Origin of the sequence: Salinimonas marina (assembly GCF_015644725.1) — a bacterium.
Lineage (GTDB): Bacteria > Pseudomonadota > Gammaproteobacteria > Enterobacterales > Alteromonadaceae > Alteromonas.
On the sequence record NZ_CP064795.1, the window covers coordinates 2,296,332 to 2,319,676 of the forward strand.

Genomic DNA, 23,345 nt, shown 5'->3' on the forward strand with positions numbered 1-23,345 from the left:
ATTTACCTCTTATGGTTTGAGTTACATTTTTACCATAAAAAGTGTCGGGAAATCTCAGGCCTTACCATTACTTAGTAACACCTGATACTCTTGATCAAAGTAGCCCCCGTTCCACTTTTTCATTAATGAAATATAAGACTCTGGGAGCTTGACTCCTAGTACTATCTCAACTTCTTCGATAAGGCTAGCCGTTACTTCCGGATTTTCCGATTTCAATTTTTTCACATTTAATGACATTGCTACTTACCTTGTTTTAATCCGCCTTGACCAATATGTCTAACTGCACTGTGGATGTCTTTCGAAATTAACTGCATATTCCCGCTATCAGCATTGTGGTGCCAAGTAAAATTGTTAATTGAAGACGAGCCTGACTTTATTTTGTTCAACTGCTCCAGCGTGAATTGCGTGGCATCGACTTTGCAGGCAAGTAGGACAGTCACTTTCTTTGCTTTGAATTACCTTTGTATTCGTTATCACTGAATGATGCGAGGAGTGACTGTCCTATTTATTTTAATGCGAGGAGTGACTGTCCTATATACTAGCGCAGTGGTTTTCACTTCATTACTGCCCGCTTTTGCGCCGTTCTCATTGGTGAACACGCCTTCAAAGCCCATACCGGCACTGATCCCCATGCCTTTGCTGCTACCCGAGTAGCGGTTCTGCACCGAAGCCAGATTCAAATCGCCGCCGACCGTCATCGACAGACTGTTGTCACCGTGCAGGTTACCGCCCGCCACATTTGCATCGCCACTGGTGATCACGGTCATGTCACCGGCCGTCAGTTCGCTGTTGGTATGCGTGGTGGCTTTGTGCTGCTCTTTACTGGCATTCAGGCTGGCGTTAACCGTGGGGCCGCCTGCTGCGCCCCACACGGTCTGGGCAATGGTCACTGTACCACTTTGGGTATTCGACGACGGGCGCTGGGTACTTACACTGGCGAGCACATCAAGCTCTCCGGTATAAATATTCAGGCTATCATCTGCATTTAACTGGCTGCCCGATACCGTGGTAGTGCCGTCTTGCCCGTCGACGCCGGTCATTACATTAATGGCGTTGGCATTTACGCTCGACCCTACGGTCTGGGTAGCCTGTGTATTGCAAAGTGTGGGTGTCCACTATTTACTGAAGTGTGGGTGTCCACTATTTATCGCTTAAAACTTAATCGGTGATACCAGTTCGTCGGAACGATATTTTTCAGCCAGAGGAATCGCTCTCTCGAAGTACTCTTGTTTGATAATAGGGATAAACTCCATTCGTTCACCGCGCTTAAAGTTATCCAGATAACCCTGCAGTCTGTCGACGTCGCCTTTGAATACACAAGCCATAATATGCTTTGGTTGCCACCCAGATGGAGGAAAACCTGTGATTTTTTCGTAACATCGCGAAAATTCCGTGGCGATAATCTCCTGCTGATTTTGCTGATGGAACCACTTAAAACAGCTATTAACCATTTCATCAACGTGGTGCTCACGAATGACTCCATCAGAGACAGGCAGCTTAATTTGACGCCCCACAAAAAAGGGCACCACTTTATCACTCTCTGATGAAAAAATAGATTGATCTAGTTGCAATAACCAAGGGAGAGTCATTGATGGTATACCTAATAACGTTCTTGCCTTTCCTGTGCCAAACGTACCTGGAGAAAAGTCCAAGTAGCCGTCATCATCGTCTTTTAAGACAAACTCCCAGTCATTATCAACTTTGTTGGCTTTATACTGCCCCTTTAGATACTTAATGATTTCTGCTTTTTTCATTATTAACCTCCTACCCCCTTGGTTCGGATAACTTTTACAGGAACAAAGAAATTGGACACCCACATTCTATTCTTTTAGCACAGTGACTTTAGTCGTCGTCTATTGCAAGCTATTCCCCTGACTTCTCCGCCACTGAACCTATGCCACGACCGCGCTCATCGCTTATAAGTCTGACTGATACACCCTACTACCATTGCGTATCTCGCTGTGTACGGCGCGCCTTTCTATGTGGTCATGACAGGCATTCCGGACAGTCGTATGAACATCGCCGACAGTGGATTGAAGACCGGCTATATAATTTAGCGAACGTCTTTGCGATTCACTTGTGCGCCTATGCGGTCATGAGCAATCATACTCATGTCGTGTTAAAAGCGGATAAGTCACTGGCAGAAAGCTGGTCAGCGAAGGAGGTATTGAAGCGCTGGCATCGGCTATATCAGGGTACATTACTCACCCGCATGTATTGCGACCCGGCACAATCAGCAACACTGTCTGCGGCGCAGCGTTATACCGTTGAGCAGTCTGTTGAGGTATACCGAAAGCGACTGTATGACATAAGTTGGTATATGCGCGCCTTAAATGAATACATCGCACGTCAGGCAAATAAAGAGGACCGGTGCACAGGGCGATTTTGGGAAGGGCGCTTTAAGTCACAGGCGATTTTGGATGAGGCGGCCCTGGCTGCCTGCTTGGCCTACGTTGACCTCAACCCCATCAGAGCCTGCATGGCAACAACACCCGAAACCTCGGCCCATACCAGTATTAAAAAGCGAATCAAGTGTGCAAAGGTGGGTAAGCAGCCTGACAGGTTATACCCGTTTGCTGGTAACTCATCTGAGCATCAGCCCGACGGTCTGCCCTTTCGGTTTGAAGAATATTTACAACTTGTTGATAGCGTGGGGCGGGTAAAGCCGCCTAACAAGCGCGGCGTTGTCGCAAAAGATATGGCACCGTTACTTGAGCGTACCGGGCTGAATACGGTGTGCTGGGATGCGTTTATCTGCAATATCGAAACCCGGTTCGCCTCGCGGGTCAGCCTTGCGCTATGTCAAAAACGAGAAAAGCATTCCACCCGGTCTGGCACGCCCTGACATCATTTCCTTTTCTTCATTTAAATGCCCAACGCAAGAGAACTTGCCGGACGCATACGCTCTGAATTCCGGTATCAACTGTACGTAATCCCCTACTCACAGCCGGTTCGCTCCCCTGATCATCAAAAAATGTGAAAGTTCGTTAATCACGGTCGCTAAAAAGCGATCTTGCGACATTGTTTTTTTGGCAAAGAAAAGTGTGAGTGTCCACTATTTACTATTTACTATCTTTTAGACGCTGTAATCCCTTTTCTGCATTTTTGATCAATTGATCCCTTATCGACTGCGGTTGACGCTTGAATGCCTTATTTATTTGTCGACCAGGCAAATAGGACAGTCACTTTCTTTGCTTTGAATCACCTTTGTATTCGTTATCACTGAATGATGCGAGGAGTGACTATCCTATATACTCTTATTGGTCCTATATACTCTTAGATACTCGGCTTTCAGATTCTGAAGTGAAAAGTGTGGGTGTCCACTATTTACCCCTATTTGGGTGTCCACTATTTACCCCTATTTACCCTCAACCCTATACCAAACAAGAAAAAGTGTAGGTGACCACTAATTACCCTTCTTCTGATTTGCTTCTAAGTTGCTCAACAATTAGATAAGCTTTTTTCATCTGTTTTTCAAGTTCATCGCAAATGACTCTATTGTCATAAATAATTCTGTAATCCCCATCTAGATAACGCACGATATTTTTCAATCCACCTTCGTCGCAATTTTCAGCAATATTTTGTACCTTTTTTATACCTTGATAATCTACATGAGCCGGTAATATTTTACTGACACTTTCCATTACAGTAACTAACTCATCCCAAAGAATTTTTTTTCAAGACTTAAAGCCATAATTAGTTAGCCTTCTTTCATTTGGTCTGGAAAAGCTCTTTTGAACTCATCCAAAGTGTAAGTAATACCTGTTTTACCATCGCGAACTGACTTTATCCAAGTAGATGGGTAATCTAACGGCAAAATAACTTGATCAGCTCCACCCTTGTGGTAAGTGCGTTTACCAGACTTTGAAGTTTGACGTGCGACTTTTCCAACATTTATCAAACTACCTTTAGGAATATCCAATTCAGCTTCAAACCTCTGGTTACTCCATTGTTGAAATACTGCAGTATCTGACCTTGAAGCATTTTGTACAGTAGTAGCAAAACCACCATTAGCTTTAGCTTGTTCACCTACACAAAGAAATTGGACACCCACATTCTATTCTTTTAGCACAGTGACTTTAGTCGTCGTCTATTGCAAGCTATTCCCCTGACTTCTCCGCCACTGAACCTATGCCACGACCGCGCTCATCGCTTATAAGTCTGACTGATACACCCTACTACCATTGCGTATCTCGCTGTGTACGGCGCGCCTTTCTATGTGGTCATGACAGGCATTCCGGACAGTCGTATGAACATCGCCGACAGTGGATTGAAGACCGGCTATATAATTTAGCGAACGTCTTTGCGATTCACTTGTGCGCCTATGCGGTCATGAGCAATCATACTCATGTCGTGTTAAAAGCGGATAAGTCACTGGCAGAAAGCTGGTCAGCGAAGGAGGTATTGAAGCGCTGGCATCGGCTATATCAGGGTACATTACTCACCCGCATGTATTGCGACCCGGCACAATCAGCAACACTGTCTGCGGCGCAGCGTTATACCGTTGAGCAGTCTGTTGAGGTATACCGAAAGCGACTGTATGACATAAGTTGGTATATGCGCGCCTTAAATGAATACATCGCACGTCAGGCAAATAAAGAGGACCGGTGCACAGGGCGATTTTGGGAAGGGCGCTTTAAGTCACAGGCGATTTTGGATGAGGCGGCCCTGGCTGCCTGCTTGGCCTACGTTGACCTCAACCCCATCAGAGCCTGCATGGCAACAACACCCGAAACCTCGGCCCATACCAGTATTAAAAAGCGAATCAAGTGTGCAAAGGTGGGTAAGCAGCCTGACAGGTTATACCCGTTTGCTGGTAACCCATCTGAGCATCAGCCCGACGGTCTGCCCTTTCAGTTTGAAGAATATTTACAACTTGTTGATAGCGTGGGGCGGGTAAAGCCGCCTAACAAGCGCGGCGTTGTCGCAAAAGATATGGCACCGTTACTTGAGCGTACCGGGCTGAATACGGTGTGCTGGGATGCGTTTATCTGCAATATCGAAACCCGGTTCGCCTCGCGGGTCAGCCTTGCGCTATGTCAAAAACGAGAAAAGCATTCCACCCGGTGTGGCACGCCCTGACATCATTTCCTTTTCTTCATTTAAATGCCCAACGCAAGAGAACTTGCTGGATACATGCGCTCCAAATTCCTGTATTAACTGTACGTAAGACCCTACTCACAGCCGGTTCGCTTCCCTTCTCATCAAAAAATGTGAAAGTTCGTTAATCACGAAAGTTAAAAGCAAGCTCGCGACATCGATTTTTTCGGCAAAGAAAAGTGTGGGTGTCCACTATTTACTGCTCTTTAGTCAAATTTTGTAATTTATTACCAGAAAAAAATGACTGTCCTATGTTTTGTCCAATTTTACATTTACTCTTTACTTCATCTTGAGATGAATGAAAACCAATTCTTTATCAGCGCTGTAATGAGCTAATATAGCGACATCACCGTCTTCAAATTTTTTACCAGGAAGAGTTGGCTTGACACCTGGAATTTTTACTGAGGGGATATCTTTTATAGCAGGCCCATATTTTTTTTCTAAATCATTTAACGTTCTAAAATTTTTGTATTCTCCTTTTAAATTTTCTGATGCAGGTAAATAAGGTTCATCTTCTTTAATGAAAATTCGACACCCTGAAATAACTCCACTAGAGTCTTTCGACTGTAGATAAAAACCACTTTCAGGTGCTTTTAAAAACTCATCGCTGTCGATTTTCACATACTCTAACATCGCTATTTTATTTTTAAGCTTCCCAAGAGCAGCCATTATATTTACACCTAAATAATTCCTAATCCCCATATTTAATCCCCAAATCTTTAAATAAATTTTTATTTGCCTTATGAACTTGCTCTCTCGCGCTTTTTATCTGATCTCTTGTCCAGCCATTGCTTTCCCATACTGGCTCCCATGTCTGCAAATCAGCTTCTGCTGCTTCGTACAGATCTTTGGCATCAGATTCTATTTTACTTTTGGAGTTGCGTCCGCCAAACGTTCTAGAGAATGACTGATGATCGCATGTTTTTACAACGACACATATTGTATTATTGCGTAATGCTTTCATTTGTTCATCAGATATTTCTATATCTGCATCATCTAAAGCTTTTCTAACAGAAGCATATGACGGCACGTGATCTGGCGTCATTCCATCTTTAATGCTTCTAGGCGCAAGACCACCGAATGTACCTACCTCTCCTTCATTAACGGCATTTTCACCTTCTTTCCTGACAGACTTCACACCAGCCAGCATCCCGACAAGGACGACTACGCCATTACCCCGCCCTGCATACTTCGATAGTAATCGCTATCTTGATGCTGTTTCTCTGCCGCAACGTCCTGTACAAACTCATCAAGGGTATCACTGCCCGCAGCAACTGAGCCCACAACATTGCCCAAGGTTTCAAGGCCGGTGTTGACTTTTGTCAGCAACGTTTGTCCGGCTTCGGTCTGTGCCGCAACCTCGGTTGTTACTTCCATCACTATTGAAGCCGCGCCGCCGGCTGCTACCAAAGCCATTTCCATCACTTTGGCAGCATCTTCCGGTACACTTTCAGCTACCTTCATCAAGCTGTTGATGCCATCAACCATTTGCGTCACAGCAGGAACATTGCCGGTTCCTTTTACTGTAATATGAAGAACATCTTCGCCTTGTTCATTGGGCGCGACACTGACTGCTATACCTTCTTTCAGTTGCTGCTTAAGCAACTCTGGATCGGTATCCGCCAGGTTCGCTAGCGGCGCAAAGTTTTTGACAGAAGCAATAAGGTTGGGATCTTCAAATAGCTCCTTTAAGGGCTCAATATCCCGCCCTTCCAGAATGGCCGCCTCAACCATTGTTTCAAATTCGGGTAAAAGCGTCTGTAGTTCGGGTGGAACCTGATCGCCCCAGGTTTGGATTTCCCGTTTTGCTGCCACAATCTTCTCAGCGACACCCTTTACATCTTCAGCAATCTCCTTTCTTCCATCCTCACTTAACAAACGGTGGTCAACCGTCAGTTCAATATTCCCCTGCTGGCGGTCAACGTTGTAAATCTCTTTATTCACTAGCGCGACATCACGGTTAACGCCGTCGGGAGAGGTGTCTTCGCCATTGACTGAAACACTGCCTTCGCCGATGGTGGCTAAGGTTTTGTCCAGGCTCTGGCTATTTTCGTTCTGATAGCTGTAGTTGCTGCTGTTTAGGGCTAGGTCGGTGTTGCTCTGATTCGGGTCTGCCGGGTTGGCAGCGTCGCTGACACCGACATTGGCATTAACGCCGACGCTCTGGTTACTGCTGTAGCTGCGGTTGGTTAAGTCGGTGGTGTTTAAGCTGTCGGTACTCAGGCTTAAGTTACCGGTATCGTTGCCTTCGGCATCCACGGCGGCCAGTAAGGCGCCGGTTAACTGCGTATTGCCGTCAACGGATACATCAACCGTGCCCCCGGTAATACTGCTTAACACAGTTTCGGTCTTTTGGTAACGGCCATTGCTGGCGTTAACGCCGCCATTTACACTGCTGACATCGCCGCCCTGGCCAATAGCGGTGGTTTTGACTTCTTTGCTGTTGGCCTTGGCACCGTTTTCGTTGGTGAACACCCCGCCTAAGCTCATGCCACCGCTGATACCCATGCCTTTATTGCTGCCGCTGAAGCGGTCCTGCACCGACTCCAGCGTTAAGTCACCACCAATGACCATATTCACCGCATTTGCACCATGCAGGTTACCGCCGATAATAGTGGTATCACCGGTGGTGGCAATGTTCAGGTTATTTGCCGTCAGTGTGCTGTTGTTGTGGGTGGTTTGTTTGTCCTGCTGCTTGCTGCTGTTCAGGCTGGCATTCACCGTCGGCCCGCCAGCTGAACCCCAGACCGTCTGCGCAATGGTCATGCTCCCGCTTTGGGTATCGGTTTGTGAGCGCTGGGTGTCCTGGCTGGCCAGCCTTGCACTGTGTCAAAAGCGAGAGAAACGCTACACCCGGCCTGACACGCCCTGACAATACTCCAGCATCCTCACTAAAATGCCATAACGCAAGAGAACTCACCGGATACTTGCGCTCTGAATTCTGGTATCAGCTGCAAGTAATACTTCACTCACAGCTGGTTCGCATCCCTGCTCATCAAAAAATGTTAAAGCTGGTTAATCACAGCCGTTAAAAGTGAGCTCGCGATATCGACTTTTCGACACAGAAAAGTGTGAGTGTCCGCTATTTATCCATCTTTTCATGGGTGTCCACTATCTTCGGCTACGGATATACATGCCACTCATCAAAAAATTTTCGCATTTTCTTCCCCATGTCACTCTTGCTCAAGTCGCCAGCCTCAGCCTGTGAGATATTCACTAAAAAGCAGCTTTTTAGTGAATGAGATAAATCTAACAAATCTCTATTCATTTCTGAAGACGTTAGGATATTTTCAATAATATCAAAAAGTTCGGATTTTTGCCTTTGATCAATTAAACTGTACTCATCAATATAATATTGAGAGAATTCTGCACATAGGCCTGCTACCGTAAAAGTGCCATCTTCAGTAATATTATAGTTATTCTCAGATTCCCACTGCTCTCTAAAGTTCGGGAAACTCTTAATAAAATACGAAAGTAGCGTTTCTTTATCTTTAATCATTTAATTCCCCTTGCCGTGCCTTTTTAAGATCCTTCAGCATCTCCTTCGCAGCATGTAAATCGCTTGGCGGATTTGAAAAGTGACTGTCCAGTGTTTTTTCAGGACAGATACAGCCGCGCAAATAAAGCCGATCAGCTTGGGAAGGGCAAGAAAAGAAAGAGTGACTGCCCTATTAATTACACTTATTTGTATTACAGGTATAAAAAGTTACTGTCCTATTAATTAGCCAGAACGATGCGAGGAATGATTGTCCTATTTTTTTTGATTATGCTTTGATCTCGGTTTTTTGGGCAATACTAAATAGGCCATAAATATTGAAGACAATGCACCTAAGGCAAAAACCACTAAGTTCTGATAGTTGCTAAAATCTGCAGTGTTACTTAAAGAAATATCTTTTCCTGTCATTCTAATCAAGGCATACGCCCACAAATAGGCTCCTGCTCCACCTAGAAGAAAAACCCAAACGTAACTAGTTAACTGTCTATATAGGTTTAAGTATGCGTATAGGCCAGCAAGCAAGCCTGCGGGTATACAAAAGAAAATCAGCCCATAGATTCCATAAACTATGTAAATCCACAACCCCGTCAACCCATGCTCGTGAAAAAGAGTGGGCGTATTTTCAGAAAAAAAGCTATAGAAGTCTGATATAGAAAACAAAATAATACCTGACAATAGCGGACACATTAAAAAACATATTATCACTTTGAAATACGGGTAGGCAGGCTTCATGGTTGGCACCCTTGGCTTGCTGAGTAGACCATTAATTTGCAGCCGAACTCAATTCGAGACTTATAATTAAGAATATCAACGCCTCCTGGCATTCCTTGTTTTGTATCAATTGACAATTCTGTTTCATTAAATAGTGGGTTCACCTCAGTATTTGTCATGAATTTAGACAGCCCTGTAAAAGAAGTGCGTTCCCCTAAATACTTTTTATGTACCGATTGCAATGCTCGTTGTTCATTTTTTAACTGGTTTATATCCCAGGCAATTGGATCTGACACTTCCTGGTTATACAAACTTTTAAAGTTATCGAAACCAGCATTCATAAGGGTCTTCCCGGCTTCACTTCGCCAGTCATAAACCTCAGTTCCGGTTATAACTCCCCCAACGCCAAAACTTATCCACGATCCATTACCATCAGCCCCCAGTCCTGTCAAAGGTGCTCGGCTCACAAACTCAGCACCGCCGAACCATCTCGCCCCAAGACCGATATTCTGCTCGTACTGGTCACTGGCGCCAAAGAAGTCTGCTCTGTTATCAATAGTATTGTAATACACGTCAAAGTTCTCTTCCGCGCCGTCACTGTTATACACATAGTCAAATGTATTTTTGGAAGAGCGGCTAACATCGCCTTCCAGAATATCCCACGCATCTTCCATACCAATATACTGAGTCGCTGTATTAACAGACGTCCGGCACGCATCTCCGGTTGGATTGTCGCGGCAAACATTGTTGAGTTCATTGTCCAGCATAACACTCAAATCCTCCGCGTCTGCCACAACGGCAGCTTTTTGTTCTGCGGTGGAACAGGTCGCACCGGCTAGGCAGTCTTTTACTTTGTCGACGGTTTCTTTTGTTAAGTAGTAATCGAGTGCCTGCTCATCCTCCTGACGGAAGCTGGCATGATTTTCATTAGCCAAAGCCTTATTTCTGTCTCTCTCTTCTGTTGTTGCTCCCCAATTATGAGTATTCCCCTCCGCTAGGCTTTGGTCGTTCTGCGCAAAGTTGAAATCTAAATAGTCCTCTGTCGCATCACCCATAATACCGGCGTATTCTTCGCGGTTGTCATGGTACGTTTCAGTCTGCGCTGTATCCGGGTTTTGCTGATTATCCAAATAATGCTGGGTTTCATGACCGATGGTGTTTACAGCGTCAGAAGCGTTGTCGTGAACGGCATCGTTTACATATACCGTGTCGGTGTCGCGCGAGTGAAAAATAAGGACAGTCACTTATTTGTATTGCAGGTATAACGAGTGACTGTCCAATAGATCGGTTGAACGTCAGCAGATTGCGCAGTGGTTTGAGCTTCGATAGCAGCAAAGCTTTAAAGGGTGCTTGCGAGAAAAAGCTGATACGTAGTACGAACGGATATGTGTTTTGCTATGAAGCGGGCGGTTGAAAAACCTGATGAACAATAAGAAGAGATAAAGATGGTGCGTCTACCCTGATTCGAACAGGGGACCTCTACCATGTCAAGGTAGCGCTCTAACCAACTGAGCTATAGACGCAATATGAAAACGCAGTAGTGCGTTGATTCGGCGCGTATAATAACGACGCCGAAGGCTACTGGCAAGCACAATTTGAGGATTATCTTTTGTTTGGCTGCTTTCTAGTCAAACTGACCAACATTCGCCCTACAGCGCGCCCGATTTAAGGATAACAGGCAAAAGGTAAAGGCTGAATTTTATCCATGATGGAACCGTCTTCGGCGATCTTCATAAAGTATTCGCCCAGTCGATCGGTCTCACTCAACACGGTATCCCAGTACGCTATGCGGGTGTCGGCGTCCAGGTTCTTAAAGTCATCCCGGTCGGGAATTTTACCGTAGGGTAAGCTTTCTACAAAAGAAGCTGAAGGCACCAGCATGACGACATTGTCATAACTTTGGGCATGGACCAGTCGATTTTTCAGATTTTTGTCGAACCAGCCCGTCACCGGCCGCGGATAAAAATGGGGGTACAAGGTAAGCCCCGGCTTCGGACCAAAGGACAAGTCGAAATGATAGTCTATTATGCCGCCATCACGATAAACCCCAGGCGGCGCAGCAACAATATTACTGACCCCGTTCAGCACTAATGGGATCGACCCGGAAGCAAGCAATACATCCCGGATATTGGTGTAGCCAAGTTTGGCACGTTCAGTTTCTAAATGGTAGGGATCATGGATATCCAGGTGACTGTTCGGCGCCGAAAAAACCACCCGGGTGAAGGCTTTTTGCAGATTCTTGCGGTCTTTGCGGTTGGAGGCCGCGCTCATGGCCAGCCCTGCCAGCTGCGACAACTTTCCCGAACGACTCACTAACCCCTGACAACGGGCGGTAATAATATGCGCTTTGAAACGCTCGTTGGAAAGGATATCGTGCAGTCCATGGTCGCCTAACATATAGCTCAACAGTGTTTTGGCCTTGGCGGTAATTTCATAAGCGCTGGGTTTAGCAGAATACACGGTATGTGAGTAACTTTCGGCCAGCCGGTTTATGGCCGCCAGGGGATCGCTTTGCACAATACAGGCCGCTCTGAAAGCTCCGGCGGAAGAACCAATCACCTGAATCTGACCCCCTCGAGGCTGGAAAAACTCCGGGAATAGCACCCGGTCTAGCCCCGCCAGTACAAACCATTTAGGCCCGCCCGAGGCACCCAGAAAATAGTTAAACAATAATGGGTCGAAACCATAGTGATGTATGGTTTCTAATGCTTTTGGTCCAGCGTATATCTCTAGCGGTGCACCCAAAATAGCCTCTTATTTTTATGCATTTGTGATATTAATGTAGCAGTTCGACGAAAATTGTGCACTTCGCCTTAAAAATACACATTTATAATAATTTTTAATAATAGAATAGGCTCAGATTTTGGTCTGATCGGCTTGATAATCGATCCCAATTTTACCTATAGACAGGAGTCTATAACAGTAAAAACAGCGACCTAAACCGGGTGGTTGTCAACAGGTATTTGTCAAAAATAACCGTCATTTTACTAATTATTTCTATTGATCTGGCTAGACACACACTGTGGAAAATGCTTGTGAATAGACATATGTTATCCACTGGGTGTTTTTTGTACAATATTTTTAGTTATTTAATATCAATGAGTTACAATTAAGCCCCAAACTACTCAACAAACTTATCCACAGATTACGTGGATAACACGTGGCACTACTCCTAATATAGTGATTTAATGCTTAAGATTGTTGAGCAGAACAAAATGAATACACATGGCACTTCAAACTCTGGCCGTTTTACCACGGCATATTACGATTTATTCGCTTGATCCGATGACCCCGATCCCGGCTGAAGTATTTAACAGTGATCTGTACTTTATTGGCCGCACAGAAGAACAACTTTCTATTGTCGTTCCTGAGTCGATAAAACTAGCGGCTGAAGATATGGATAAAGACTGGCGAGCCCTCGAGTTACTTGGTCCGCTGGAGCTAAGCATGGTTGGAATTATGGCCAAAATCAGCGATGTACTGGCACAGGCAAAAGTCAGTATTTTTATAGTTTCTACCTTTGATACCGATTTTTTCCTGGTTAAACACAATAAACTCGATACTGCGGTGCATGCCCTGCAGGATGCGGGTTATACCGTGGTTGACCAGTCATGAGTGCTGCATCAGAAAAAAGTACCGGGTTACGTATAGTTACCGTTCCGGTGCCATTGTCGGGCAGGCCGTGCGAAGCCTCAGCGAGCAGTCTGGGTGAGATACTGGCGTTATTCAAAATTGGCTGTTTGCTCAAAGTCACCGGCAACCAGGTGCTTGCCCCGTTAGACGGAACCATTACCGATATTGATAGCAGCCAGCTTTCGGTAAAATTGAAAGCCGATAATGGCCTGCAATTATGGATAAAAGTCAGCGAGGTTTCGCTGCAGGGACATGGCGCCGGATGCTTTACCAGGGTTAAGGTGAAAGATCGGGTGAAAGCCGCTGAGGTGCTGTTTCAGTTCAATCCGGCGATGTTAAAGCTGGCCGGTGCTTTGCCTTTTGCCAGGGTTATTATTACCAATGGCCAGAAAATTGAGCGGTTTGAAACAACAAAAGCCAGGCAATGCCTGGCTTTTGAAGATACGTTATTTACATTGTACGTGTGAATGCTCCTAACCCGGCTTCACACTACACCGTATGCTTAGTTGTGAAAGGTATAATCCAGCGAGATTTCTGCTTTCAGTAGTTTAGAGATTGGGCAGTTATCTTTTGCGTCTTTAGCAATAGCGGCAAATTCGTCTTCGTCGATACCGGCAACTTTGGCATCCAGCGTCAACGCTGACTCAGTAACTGCAAATCCGTCGCCGTCTTTTTCCAGGGTTACCGCAGCATCAACTTTCAATTCGCCACTGTCGTAGCCAGAGTCGGCCAACGCGAAGGATAACGCCATCGCATAGCAACTTGCATGTGCACCGGCAATAAGTTCTTCAGGGTTCGTGCCTGACTTGTCTTCAAAACGGGTATTGAAGCCATAAGGTTGCTCGGATAGTGCGCCACTGGCCAGGCTCACATGCCCCTGCCCTTCTTTACCTAAAGGCTGATAATGTGCAGATGCGGTTTTAACGATTGCCATGGGGTCTCCTTCAAGCGGTTAAAGTAATTACGCTTTGATGCGTAAGTGTTGCCGGAGTGAATGCAGCATGTATGCCGGAATCAAAAAAATGTCACCATTAAACCTGATGAACCGCGCTTACCCCTTTTCCTAAAAGGCTTAGCGTTATCTGCTTACTATCGCTGAAAGTGATACTCACCGCCGCCCGATTAACCCCACTGTAAGATTTCTACATGGTCTGTGTACCTTTTGCATCCTTAAATCTGACAAGATAGACTCCATTGAAAATAGCGAAGGATTTTCTAATCATGACAACCACGGTTTACGGTATTACCAATTGCGACACTATTAAAAAAGCGAAGAAATGGCTTACTCAGCACAATATCGACTTTACCTTTCACGACTACCGCAAAGATGGCATCAACCGACAGTGGCTGGAGCAAACCGAAAGCTATCTGGGCTGGGAAACCATGCTGAACAAACGCGGTACCACCTACCGGCAACTGGATGATCACACCAAAGAATCGATTGATCGCGATAGTGCAATTGAGCTGATGCTGGCGCAACCCGCCATGATAAAGCGCCCTATTTTGCATCATAACAATACGATGATGGCTGGCTTTAAGACTGATCAATATGAGGAAGCATTCGCCAATGAGTGAGGTTATTGCCCTGGCTAAGGCCCTGATTAACCGCAAGTCGGTGACCCCCGAAGACGCCGGCTGCCAGTTGATGATGCAGCAGTGGCTGAGCGCCGCCGGATTTACCAATGAAACCATGGTGTTTGATGACACCACCAACCTGTGGGCACGTAAGGGCACCGCCGGACCGGTCTTTTGTTTTGCCGGTCATACCGACGTGGTACCCAGTGGCCCGGAAGCAGACTGGCAGACCCCGCCATTTGAAGCCACCGAAAAAGAAGGCTTTTTACATGGGCGTGGGGCCGCCGACATGAAAGGCAGTCTGGCAGCGATGCTTACCGCCACCACGCGCTTTGTAGCAGATTATCCTGATCACAAAGGCAGTATCGCCTTTTTGATCACCAGTGATGAAGAAGGCCCCTTTATTAACGGCACAACCCGGGTGATTGATACCCTGGAAGCCCGCAATGAAAAAATCGACTGGTGTATCGTGGGCGAACCCAGCAGCACGTCCTCAATAGGCGATGTGGTAAAAAACGGCCGCCGGGGCTCGCTGACCGCGGACATCACATTTAAGGGGATTCAGGGCCATGTTGCTTATCCGCATCTGGCTAAAAATCCGGTACACGCGGCTACACCCGCGCTGGCCGAGCTGGCCCAGACCCATTGGGATAATGGCAATGCGTATTTTCCGCCCACCAGCTTTCAAATCTCTAACATCCATGCGGGGACTGGCGCCGGCAATGTTATCCCGGGGGCGCTGCAGGTATGCTGTAATTTCCGGTTTTCTACCGAAGTCACCGATCAGCAACTCATTACCCGCACCGAGGCGATTTTGCAGACCCACGAGCTGGATTATGAAGTGAAATGGACATTCAACGGCCAGCCCTTTTTAACCGACGCCGGAGAGCTGGTTACTGCCACCCAATCCGCCATCAATCAGGTAACCGGTCGTGCCACTGAACTTTCCACCGCCGGCGGCACCTCTGACGGTCGATTTATCGCCCCCACTGGCGCTCAGGTGGTCGAATTGGGTCCGGTGAATGCCACCATCCATAAAGTGGATGAAAAGGTCAGGATGAGCGACCTGCAAGCCCTGGAAGATATTTACTATCAGATTCTGGTAAGGCTGCTGGCATGAACACCAGCTGGATGGGCTTATCCCATGAATCGCTGGTGCCGGCGGGTTCGGACCACCAGCTGCACCTGCAGGTGCTGCCCGACTTTAATGCCATGCAGCAGGCGGCCTGTGCTGATGGGGTAAATGTGGATTTGGTGAGTACCTACCGCTCCTTTGAAAAGCAGCTGAGCATCTGGAACCGCAAATGGCATGGGCAGCTGCCGATACTGGATTTACATGGGCAGCCCACCGCAATCGACACCCTCACTGACGAACAGAAAATGCATGCGATTCTCACCTGGTCGGCATTGCCGGGCACCAGTCGGCATCATTGGGGGACTGACCTGGATGTATACGATCGGCAGGCGGTACACGAGCGTGGCATGCGCTTTAATTTAGTGGATGCAGAGTATCGTGCAGGCGGCCCGTGTGCGGGTCTGGCCGCATGGCTTAGCGAGCACGCCGAGGATTTTGGCTTTTTCAGGCCTTATCTGGAGTATCGTGGCGGGGTTGCCTGTGAACTATGGCATCTCAGTCATCGTATTACTGCCAGGGCTTATGAAAAATCACGTAATTGTGAACAGCTTGCGGCGGTGCTGGCAGAGGCTGATTTAGCCGGAAAGCACACCGTGCTTGCGCATATTGAGTCTGTTTACCGACGTTATGTTCTGAACCAGGGGAGGTCATTATGAGCATGGGCTGGATAATTTTGATTATTGCACTGGTGATCGGGCTTATTGCCGGCAATTTGCTGCTGCTGCGTAATACCAAAAAAATGCGCACGCCGCCGGGTTTCAAACCACGTAAATACGATGATGACGATGACGACTGGAAATAACCCCGGCCGTCAGATCATTTAGCCTGCCGGCTCAGTGGGCGTTAAGCTTTACCGCGGTGCCACTGATACTCACCATCAGCATACTGCCTTTCTGACCGACTACTTCGTAGTCAATGGCGATCCCTACCACTGCGTTTGCCCCCATGATCCGGGCTTCCTGTTCTAACTCAGAAAATGCAAATTTGCGGGCTTTGGTCAGTTCGTCCTCATAGGAGCCCGACCGCCCCCCGACAAAATCCCGTACCGAGGCAAAAAAGTCTTTCAGAACATTTGCGCCCATTACGGCTTCGCCAACAACAATGCCATAATAATGTTCAATATTCTGGCCTTCTACATTGGGGGTGGTGGTCAGTATCACTGAGTTTATTCCTTTAAAAGTAACGGTTTGATACGCGCGATACTATCCTGCGCGGCTTCAGGTGAATAAGCCACGGCAGGCTGACGCCCCCAGATGGGAGCCGGCCAGGCTATATCATGAGTAAAACGGGCGACATGGTGGATATGCAGCTGCGACACCACATTGCCTAAGGCCGCCACATTCAGTTTGTCAGGGGTAAATAAGGTTTGCAGGGCTTCACACACACGCGCCGATTCTGTTAAAAACTGGTGCTGCTGCGCAACGGTAAGCTGATACAACTCCGTGGCCTTGGGCACCCGGGGCACCAGAATCAGCCACGGAAACTGGCTGTCATCGGCCAATAGGACCCGACACAATGCCAGCTCGCAGACAAAATGCGAGTCTTTGGTCAGTTGTGGATCCAGCACAAAACTCATTGTGCATCCAATGTGGTCGGCACCACCGTCAGCAACGCGCGTTGACCAATAGCCACACTGGCATTAGGAAACACAATAGCCTCACCCTCATGTTCAGCATAATAGCTGGCACCGCTTTCCTGCGCCAGCAAGGTGCCTTTGGCAAAACCGGTGAAATTGGGCGTATCGTCGGCAAAGTGTAAGACAAAATCCTCTGCCTGTTTATTGATTACCTGATTAACCGTAAAAATTTCTACGTCGTCCCCCATCGGTGCCAGCTCCAGTGTTGGCTGACTAATAAGACGGGTAATGGTTTGTCGGGCCGCTTCAAACCGGGTCATGTCATTTTTACCAAAGGGCTGCACCTTGCCCAGCTCCACGGTAAAGGCATGGGCATGGTGTTGATGACTGGAATAATAACTGAAGGTGGTGGTGGGACTTTGTGACAACAAGATGGTTTTTACGCCGCACGCACTTAAAAAGGCAATCTGTTCTTCGCTTCGTGCCTGGCCATGCAGGTAGGGATACACCGCAAACTTCTCATTCTTAGACTCCCGAATCGCCGTATGTAAATCATAATGAAACCGGTGCTTGCCGGCATTTTCAAAAAAGTCAGTGATAGCTTGTTCCAGTTGGCTGGCCCGGCGGCGCTCGGCGTTTACCAGCCCCTCGCCGTCACTGTGGGCGCCACTGAATAACCGGTTCATATTTTCTTCAACAAAGCGCTGAGCAATATCCATTGCCGGCAGATTACCAAACAGAAACAACACACGATGTGCCGGGACCAGCTGTTCTGTTAACAAGGCACAGACCCAGTCATCACACAGCTCTATAGGTGCGGTTTCATTGCCATGCACACCGCACGACAGCACAATATGTTTGGTGTCGGGCTGCACCTTGGCCGGGGTAAAGCTGATAATACCCGCCGCGGTAATACTCACCGCTACCCCATTGGATAAGGTAAAGTCACAAGGCTCTGAAAAAAGTTCGGGAGTTTGGCGCGAGCGCGCAAGAAAATCGCCGTTGGCACAAAGTTCTGCTTTCATAATACCGGATAACAATAGGATTTATAGCCATAAGTTTACCCAGTTACCGGCTAAAATGCCAAATTAGCTCAGACGTTTACGTAAAGGGGAGCTGCCAACAATAATATCCTGATGCGCCAGTTTAATGAAATCAGCCAGAGGGACGGCCCGGGAAAATAAAAAACCCTGTCCGGTTTTAATGCCTAATTCACGTAGGATATGCAGGTGGTCTACGGTTTCGATGCCTTCTGCCACAACTTCACACTGCTTGGCATCACCAATGATTTTTGCCGCCTGGATAATCGCCTTATTAATAGGATTGTCGGTCAACCCCATAACAAAGTTTTTGTCTATTTTAAGAGCGGTGATATCCAGCTCCCGAATATAGGCCAGGTTTGAGTAGCCTTTACCAAAATCATCGACCGCGATGGCTATGCCTAACGCTTTTAGCTGTAGCAGCTGCTCCCGTACCATTAAAGAACTGGATAAGGCCACATCTTCCGTCAGTTCAAACTCAAAATCCTGGGGCTCAAACCCATAGCGCTCACAAAGCATGGTGAAATGAGGAATAAGCTGACTGTCATACAATTGCGTGGGCGAAATATTAATAGAAATACGCGGGCTTACCCCCACCATGCGCATACGAGCCAGGTTCTGGAACGCCTGGTTAAGCGTCCAGTAAGCCAACTCATTCATCATATGATAAGACTCGGCCGCTTCAATTAAGGGCCCCGGGAAGACCACGCCATCTAACGGATGATTCCAGCGCAGCAGACATTCGGCCCCGGTTATCGCTAACGTGGCTAAATCTACTTTGGGCTGAAAATACAATTCCAGTTCGTCACGGGCCATCGCCCGACGCAGATCGGCTTTTAATGCCAGCCGCCGGCCCGTGGTTGACGCCACGCCCGGATCGACCATATAAAAATTTTCGTAGCGATTCTCTTTGGCTTGTTTAAGCGCAGCTTCAGCCCGCGAAATAAAGGTGGAGAGCTGAAAACCCGTACGGGTGCCGGCCACCGCCCCGGCATTAAAATCGGCAATAAACGCATGATTTTGATGATGCATGGGGGTTTTGAAGTGTTCGGTAAGGCGCTCTACCCGTTTCAGCATCAGGCTTTTTTCGGCTTTGCCGGTAAACATAATACCGAACACATCGCCACTTACCCGGCCAAAACAAATGGTATCGTCAAAAAAGCTGATTATGCGGTTAGCAATCTGAAGCAAGAAGCGATCGCCTACATCAATACCCAGGCTGGTAGTAACATCAGAAAATCGCACCACATCAACCAGCATGATCGTAAAATTCTCATGGCACTGAGCAAATTTATCAACCTGGTTAATAAACGCATAGCGATTGGGAATCGTTAACAATGTTTGATGCAATTTCGGCATTACTTCAATGTTTCCCGCATGAAATATAGACAAATGTCTAAATTATTATATTTCTTATCAAACCACGCTCACGCGACAGGAGCAACAACTTGGTTGTATCTTAACCCATACCTAATTATCTTTCCGCTAGGTTAAAGACCCTAACTCCCCGAATTCCCAGCCTTTTTCTGCTTCTGAAAAACAGTTTTTACACAAAGCATAGGGACCTATAAAACGAAAATTCAGCCTTCTTAAGGTCGCGATGAAACAGCTATTTTTTGCGGTGGAATGCAGCTTGATGTTTCTTATTTCTTTTCTGCTACATAGAAAAAACATGATGTCAACTTTGAGCCAATTCTTTATATCTATTAGTATATATAAGTTAGATTCAGCAACGGCAAGGGATAGACGCGCATTGCGCCATCGGAGTGGCTCTTGAATGGCGGGTTTTGCGTGCTTGCAATTTACTCACCATTAAATCATTAGCGCTGAACTCGATATTCACGGTGACAATTTTATTTGGAGCAAAACTATGACGATACCGCGTCTGCAGAATTTCATTAATGGCCAATCGCTGGCCAACGAGTCCGGCGAAACCATCGAGGTCATAAATCCTGCCACTGGTGAGGTAATTTACGAAATCGAAGTTGCCGACGAAAAAGTAAAAAGTGCGGCTATCGAAAGTGCTCAGGCAGGATTCAAACAATGGTCAGCCATGACCGCCATGGAGCGGTCCCGCATTTTGTTAAAAGCAGTCGCATTATTGCGTGAAAAAAATGATGAACTGGCCAGTTACGAAGTGTTAGACACCGGCAAGCCTATGCAGGAAGCTAACTGTGTGGATGTGGTTACCGGTACCGATGCCATCGAATTTTTCGCTAATCTGGCGCCTACCCAGGTTGGACAACAGCAGGATCTGGGCGGCGACTTTTACTACACCCGTAAAGAGCCACTGGGAATTTGCGCCGGAATTGGTGCCTGGAATTACCCTATTCAAATTGCCTGCTGGAAATCCGCCCCTGCCCTGGCAGCCGGCAATGCCATGATTTTCAAGCCTTCAGAAGAAACTCCCCGGGGCGCGGTCGAACTAGCAAAAGTCTTTATAGAAGCTGGGGTGCCGGCTGGTGTATTCAATGTTGTACTGGGGGCCGGCGATGTGGGTCAGTGGTTAACTCACCACGAGCTGATCGAAAAAGTGTCTTTTACCGGTGAAGTCGGTACCGGCCGCAAGGTAATGGAGTCAGCAGCTTCGACCTTAAAAGATGTGACCATGGAGCTGGGTGGTAAATCGCCGCTTATCGTGTTTGAAGATGCCGATATTTCACAGTCGGTATCAGCCGCCATGCTGGGCAATTTCTACACCCAGGGTGAGGTGTGTACTAACTGCACCCGTGTGTTTGTGCATGAAAGCGTGTATGAACAGTTCATCAGTGAGTTGGTTGAGCGCACCAAAAACAATATCAAGGCGGGCGATCCGCAAGATCTGTCGGTGAACTTTGGCGCCATGATTTCGCAAAAACATCAGCAACTGGTCATGGACTATATTGCCAAAGGCAAAGAGGAAGGCGCCACGGTATTAACCGGCGGCAATACATTCTCTCCGGCTGGCGCCGAAAATGGCTACTTTGTTGAGCCTACTATTTTCACTGATTGCACCGATGACATGACGATTGTTAAAGAAGAAATATTTGGTCCGGTCATGAGTGTACTAACCTTTAAGGATGAGGAAGAAGTAATACGCCGTGCAAATGATACACCGTTAGGTTTGGCTGCGGGGTTGATGACCCAGAATATCACTCGTGCGCATCGGGTTATTCATCAGCTTGAAGCGGGTATTTGCTGGATCAATACCTGGGGCGCCTCTCCTGCAGAAATGCCGGTAGGCGGCTATAAATTATCCGGAATCGGTCGTGAAAACGGCATCGAGGCGCTAAACCAGTACACTCAGACCAAGTCGGTATACATGGGTATGGTTGAACTGGAAAGCCCCTTTTAAGGAGACTTGATGGAAAAGTTTGATTATATCGTAGTCGGAGCCGGCTCAGCCGGCTGTGTGCTGGCAAACCGTCTTACGGCCGATGGGGCGAGTAAGGTCCTGCTTATTGAAACCGGCGGCAGTGATAAAAGTATTTTTATTCAGATGCCAACGGCTTTGTCGATTCCGATGAACTCGGATAAGTACGCCTGGCAATTTCACACCGAAGAAGAGCCGTATCTGGATAACCGCGTCATGCATTGCCCACGGGGTAAGGTACTGGGCGGCTCCTCTTCCATCAACGGCATGGTGTATGTGCGCGGCCACGCCCGTGATTTTGACGAGTGGGAAGAATACGGCGCCAAAAACTGGAATTACCAGCAATGCCTGCCTTATTTTAAGCGTGCTGAACAGTGGTACCTGGGCGGTGATCAATACCGGGGTAACGATGGCCCGCTGGGGGTCAACAACGGCAACGAAATGCAAAACCCGCTGTACCGCGCCTTTATCGAAGCAGGCAAACAAGCAGGCTACGCGGAAACCTTCGACTATAACGGTGCTCAGCAGGAAGGCTTTGGCCCCATGCACATGACCGTTAAAGATGGGCAGCGCTGCTCTGCTGCGCGCGCTTACCTGGACCCGGTAAAAGATCGTGACAACCTGACCATCGTCACCCACGCTACCGTGCAAAAAGTATTGCTGGAAGGCAAGAAAGCCGTGGGGGTGAAGTACGAACATAAAGACACCATGCACGAAGCCAGAGCGCAAACCTCGGTTATCCTTAGCGCCGGGTCGATTGGCTCTCCACACTTGTTGCAGTTATCCGGTATCGGTAATCGCGAACATCTGGAAAAAGCCGGCATTGAATGTCTTCACCATTTGCCCGGGGTGGGAGAAAATCTGCAGGACCACCTGGAATTTTACTTCCAGTTTCGTTGCAAACAGCCCATCACGCTTAATCGCGAACTCGATCTTATTTCAAAAGGCATAATCGGGGCCCGCTGGTTGCTGTTTAAAACCGGCCTTGGCGCCACTAATCACTTTGAATCCTGTGGCTTTATTCGTTCAAAAGCCGGCGTCAAATGGCCCGACCTCCAATACCACTTTTTGCCTGCCGCCATTCGTTATGATGGCAAAAGTGCTTTTGATGGCGACGGTTTTCAGGTGCATATTGGTCATAATAAACCGCGCAGCCGCGGCTTTGTTCGGGTCAAAACGGATAAACCTGGCGATGCGCCTGCGATTCAGTTTAATTACCTACAGCATCAGGACGATATTGAAGGCTTTCGCGCCTGTGTTCGGCTGACTCGGGAAATTATTAATCAGCAGGCCTTTGATGAATATCGCGGCAGCGAAATTCAGCCCGGAGAGGCGGTGCAAACTGATGAGCAAATCGACGCCTTTGTGCGTCAGGCAGTTGAAAGTGCGTATCACCCATCGTGTACCTGCAAAATGGGTGAAGACGATATGGCTGTTGTTGATTCGACGACCCGGGTGCATGGAATCGAAAATCTGCACGTGGTCGACTCATCGGTCTTCCCCACCATTCCCAACGGAAATCTGAACGGTCCTACCATTATGGTAGCCGAAAAAGCAGCCGACCATATTCTGGGCAATACGCTGCTACCTATCGAAAATGTGCCAGTGGTTGAAGAATCTGACTGGCAAACCAAACAGCGCAGTAGCTCGCTGACAGCAGGAAGCTGACCCTTGGCGGGCAAACTTGCCCGCCGCATCTGCTCAGGGAGGGCTTCAAGATGTAACCA

27 protein-coding genes, 1 tRNA gene and 1 pseudogene are annotated in these 23,345 nt (G+C 47.5%); 10 read left to right on the forward strand and 19 right to left on the reverse strand.

Going from position 1 to position 23,345, the window contains the following annotated elements:
• Nucleotides 1–54: 54 nt before the first annotated feature.
• The 4 genes and pseudogenes from IT774_RS10195 to IT774_RS10210 form a co-directional block, all read right to left on the reverse strand.
• Entirely contained in the window at nt 55–237 is a 183-nt protein-coding gene (locus tag IT774_RS10195) for an SMI1/KNR4 family protein (protein WP_195809698.1), read from the reverse strand.
• 2 nt (nt 238–239) lie between these two features.
• A complete protein-coding gene (locus IT774_RS18050) occupies nt 240–440 on the reverse strand; it encodes an HNH endonuclease (protein WP_195809699.1) in 201 nt (66 codons plus the stop codon).
• A 33-nt stretch (nt 441–473) separates the two neighbouring features.
• Nucleotides 474–1,085, reverse strand: a pseudogene (locus IT774_RS10205) (hemagglutinin repeat-containing protein); the annotation flags it as partial.
• 66 nt (nt 1,086–1,151) lie between these two features.
• Nucleotides 1,152–1,754, reverse strand: a complete 603-nt coding sequence (locus tag IT774_RS10210; RefSeq protein ID WP_195809700.1) for a DUF6990 domain-containing protein — start codon at nt 1,752–1,754, stop codon at nt 1,152–1,154.
• A 140-nt stretch (nt 1,755–1,894) separates the two neighbouring features.
• Between IT774_RS10210 and IT774_RS10215 the strand changes: the two genes are divergently transcribed.
• Nucleotides 1,895–2,845 (forward strand): transposase, encoded by a 951-nt coding sequence (locus IT774_RS10215; protein ID WP_195809701.1) that lies wholly within the window; start codon nt 1,895–1,897, stop codon nt 2,843–2,845.
• Between the two features lie 565 nt (nt 2,846–3,410).
• On the opposite strand, the gene IT774_RS10220 is transcribed toward IT774_RS10215, so the two are convergent.
• Both IT774_RS10220 and IT774_RS10225 read right to left on the reverse strand, forming a co-directional pair.
• Nucleotides 3,411–3,644, reverse strand: coding sequence for a hypothetical protein (locus IT774_RS10220; RefSeq protein WP_195809702.1), 234 nt, complete (start codon nt 3,642–3,644; stop codon nt 3,411–3,413).
• Nucleotides 3,645–3,700: 56 nt separating this feature from the next.
• Nucleotides 3,701–4,054 carry a hypothetical protein gene (locus IT774_RS10225; protein ID WP_195809703.1) on the reverse strand — a complete coding sequence of 118 codons (354 nt, stop codon included), beginning with the start codon at nt 4,052–4,054 and terminating at the stop codon, nt 3,701–3,703.
• 77 nt (nt 4,055–4,131) lie between these two features.
• Here IT774_RS10225 and IT774_RS10230 point away from each other — a divergent pair, with 77 nt between their 5' ends.
• Nucleotides 4,132–5,082 carry a transposase gene (locus IT774_RS10230; RefSeq protein ID WP_195809704.1) on the forward strand — a complete coding sequence of 317 codons (951 nt, stop codon included), beginning with the start codon at nt 4,132–4,134 and terminating at the stop codon, nt 5,080–5,082.
• A 297-nt stretch (nt 5,083–5,379) separates the two neighbouring features.
• On the opposite strand, the gene IT774_RS10235 is transcribed toward IT774_RS10230, so the two are convergent.
• The 8 genes from IT774_RS10235 to IT774_RS10270 form a co-directional block, all read right to left on the reverse strand.
• The gene (locus tag IT774_RS10235) at nt 5,380–5,802 is read right to left on the reverse strand and encodes a hypothetical protein (protein WP_195809705.1); all 423 of its coding nucleotides are present in this window, start codon (nt 5,800–5,802) and stop codon (nt 5,380–5,382) included.
• Nucleotides 5,792–6,238, reverse strand: coding sequence for a hypothetical protein (locus IT774_RS10240; RefSeq protein WP_195809706.1), 447 nt, complete (start codon nt 6,236–6,238; stop codon nt 5,792–5,794). The genes IT774_RS10235 and IT774_RS10240 overlap by 11 nt, the downstream gene beginning before the upstream one ends.
• 26 nt (nt 6,239–6,264) lie before the next feature.
• The gene (locus tag IT774_RS10245; RefSeq protein ID WP_195812267.1) at nt 6,265–7,917 is read right to left on the reverse strand and encodes a hemagglutinin repeat-containing protein; all 1,653 of its coding nucleotides are present in this window, start codon (nt 7,915–7,917) and stop codon (nt 6,265–6,267) included.
• Between the two features lie 304 nt (nt 7,918–8,221).
• Nucleotides 8,222–8,599 (reverse strand): hypothetical protein, encoded by a 378-nt coding sequence (locus IT774_RS10250; protein WP_195809707.1) that lies wholly within the window; start codon nt 8,597–8,599, stop codon nt 8,222–8,224.
• 252 nt (nt 8,600–8,851) lie between these two features.
• Nucleotides 8,852–9,328 (reverse strand): hypothetical protein, encoded by a 477-nt coding sequence (locus tag IT774_RS10255; protein WP_195809708.1) that lies wholly within the window; start codon nt 9,326–9,328, stop codon nt 8,852–8,854.
• The gene (locus tag IT774_RS17045) at nt 9,325–10,551 is read right to left on the reverse strand and encodes a hypothetical protein (protein WP_218958915.1); all 1,227 of its coding nucleotides are present in this window, start codon (nt 10,549–10,551) and stop codon (nt 9,325–9,327) included. The genes IT774_RS10255 and IT774_RS17045 overlap by 4 nt, the downstream gene beginning before the upstream one ends.
• 202 nt (nt 10,552–10,753) lie before the next feature.
• Nucleotides 10,754–10,830, reverse strand: a tRNA-Val gene (locus IT774_RS10265).
• 142 nt (nt 10,831–10,972) lie between these two features.
• Nucleotides 10,973–12,052, reverse strand: a complete 1,080-nt coding sequence (locus IT774_RS10270; RefSeq protein ID WP_195809709.1) for a patatin-like phospholipase domain-containing protein — start codon at nt 12,050–12,052, stop codon at nt 10,973–10,975.
• Nucleotides 12,053–12,532: 480 nt separating this feature from the next.
• Here IT774_RS10270 and IT774_RS10275 point away from each other — a divergent pair, with 480 nt between their 5' ends.
• Nucleotides 12,533–12,922 (forward strand): ACT domain-containing protein, encoded by a 390-nt coding sequence (locus tag IT774_RS10275; RefSeq protein WP_195809710.1) that lies wholly within the window; start codon nt 12,533–12,535, stop codon nt 12,920–12,922.
• Nucleotides 12,919–13,407 carry a PTS glucose transporter subunit IIA gene (locus IT774_RS10280; protein ID WP_195809711.1) on the forward strand — a complete coding sequence of 163 codons (489 nt, stop codon included), beginning with the start codon at nt 12,919–12,921 and terminating at the stop codon, nt 13,405–13,407. The genes IT774_RS10275 and IT774_RS10280 overlap by 4 nt, the downstream gene beginning before the upstream one ends.
• Before the next feature lie 35 nt (nt 13,408–13,442).
• On the opposite strand, the gene IT774_RS10285 is transcribed toward IT774_RS10280, so the two are convergent.
• Nucleotides 13,443–13,874: an OsmC family protein gene (locus IT774_RS10285; protein WP_195809712.1), complete on the reverse strand. Its 432-nt coding sequence runs from the start codon at nt 13,872–13,874 to the stop codon at nt 13,443–13,445.
• Nucleotides 13,875–14,161: 287 nt separating this feature from the next.
• On the opposite strand from IT774_RS10285, the gene IT774_RS10290 reads away from it, so the two are divergent.
• Genes IT774_RS10290 through IT774_RS10305 form a run of 4 tightly spaced genes read left to right on the forward strand, consistent with a single transcriptional unit; the run spans nt 14,162 to nt 16,452 of the window.
• Nucleotides 14,162–14,515, forward strand: coding sequence for an ArsC family reductase (locus IT774_RS10290; protein WP_195809713.1), 354 nt, complete (start codon nt 14,162–14,164; stop codon nt 14,513–14,515).
• On the forward strand, nt 14,508–15,635 hold the full coding sequence (gene dapE / locus IT774_RS10295; protein WP_195809714.1) for a succinyl-diaminopimelate desuccinylase: 1,128 nt from the start codon (nt 14,508–14,510) through the stop codon (nt 15,633–15,635). The genes IT774_RS10290 and dapE overlap by 8 nt, the downstream gene beginning before the upstream one ends.
• Nucleotides 15,632–16,306: a M15 family metallopeptidase gene (locus tag IT774_RS10300; RefSeq protein WP_195809715.1), complete on the forward strand. Its 675-nt coding sequence runs from the start codon at nt 15,632–15,634 to the stop codon at nt 16,304–16,306. Before dapE ends, IT774_RS10300 begins: the two co-directional genes overlap by 4 nt.
• Entirely contained in the window at nt 16,303–16,452 is a 150-nt protein-coding gene (locus IT774_RS10305) for a DUF2897 family protein (protein WP_195809716.1), read from the forward strand. The genes IT774_RS10300 and IT774_RS10305 overlap by 4 nt, the downstream gene beginning before the upstream one ends.
• Before the next feature lie 31 nt (nt 16,453–16,483).
• On the opposite strand, the gene IT774_RS10310 is transcribed toward IT774_RS10305, so the two are convergent.
• From IT774_RS10310 to IT774_RS10325, 4 genes are all read right to left on the reverse strand, one after another.
• A complete protein-coding gene (locus tag IT774_RS10310) occupies nt 16,484–16,810 on the reverse strand; it encodes a heavy metal-binding domain-containing protein (RefSeq protein WP_195809717.1) in 327 nt (108 codons plus the stop codon).
• 5 nt (nt 16,811–16,815) lie between these two features.
• The gene (locus IT774_RS10315) at nt 16,816–17,226 is read right to left on the reverse strand and encodes an HIT domain-containing protein (protein WP_195809718.1); all 411 of its coding nucleotides are present in this window, start codon (nt 17,224–17,226) and stop codon (nt 16,816–16,818) included.
• Nucleotides 17,223–18,251 carry a succinylglutamate desuccinylase gene (astE, locus tag IT774_RS10320; RefSeq protein WP_195809719.1) on the reverse strand — a complete coding sequence of 343 codons (1,029 nt, stop codon included), beginning with the start codon at nt 18,249–18,251 and terminating at the stop codon, nt 17,223–17,225. The genes IT774_RS10315 and astE overlap by 4 nt, the downstream gene beginning before the upstream one ends.
• A 63-nt stretch (nt 18,252–18,314) precedes the next feature.
• The gene (locus tag IT774_RS10325; protein ID WP_195809720.1) at nt 18,315–19,625 is read right to left on the reverse strand and encodes a putative bifunctional diguanylate cyclase/phosphodiesterase; all 1,311 of its coding nucleotides are present in this window, start codon (nt 19,623–19,625) and stop codon (nt 18,315–18,317) included.
• Nucleotides 19,626–20,136: 511 nt separating this feature from the next.
• Between IT774_RS10325 and betB the strand changes: the two genes are divergently transcribed.
• Both betB and betA read left to right on the forward strand, forming a co-directional pair.
• On the forward strand, nt 20,137–21,600 hold the full coding sequence (gene betB, locus IT774_RS10330) for a betaine-aldehyde dehydrogenase (RefSeq protein ID WP_195809721.1): 1,464 nt from the start codon (nt 20,137–20,139) through the stop codon (nt 21,598–21,600).
• Nucleotides 21,601–21,609: 9 nt separating this feature from the next.
• On the forward strand, nt 21,610–23,286 hold the full coding sequence (gene betA / locus IT774_RS10335) for a choline dehydrogenase (RefSeq protein WP_195809722.1): 1,677 nt from the start codon (nt 21,610–21,612) through the stop codon (nt 23,284–23,286).
• Nucleotides 23,287–23,345 lie beyond the last annotated feature (59 nt).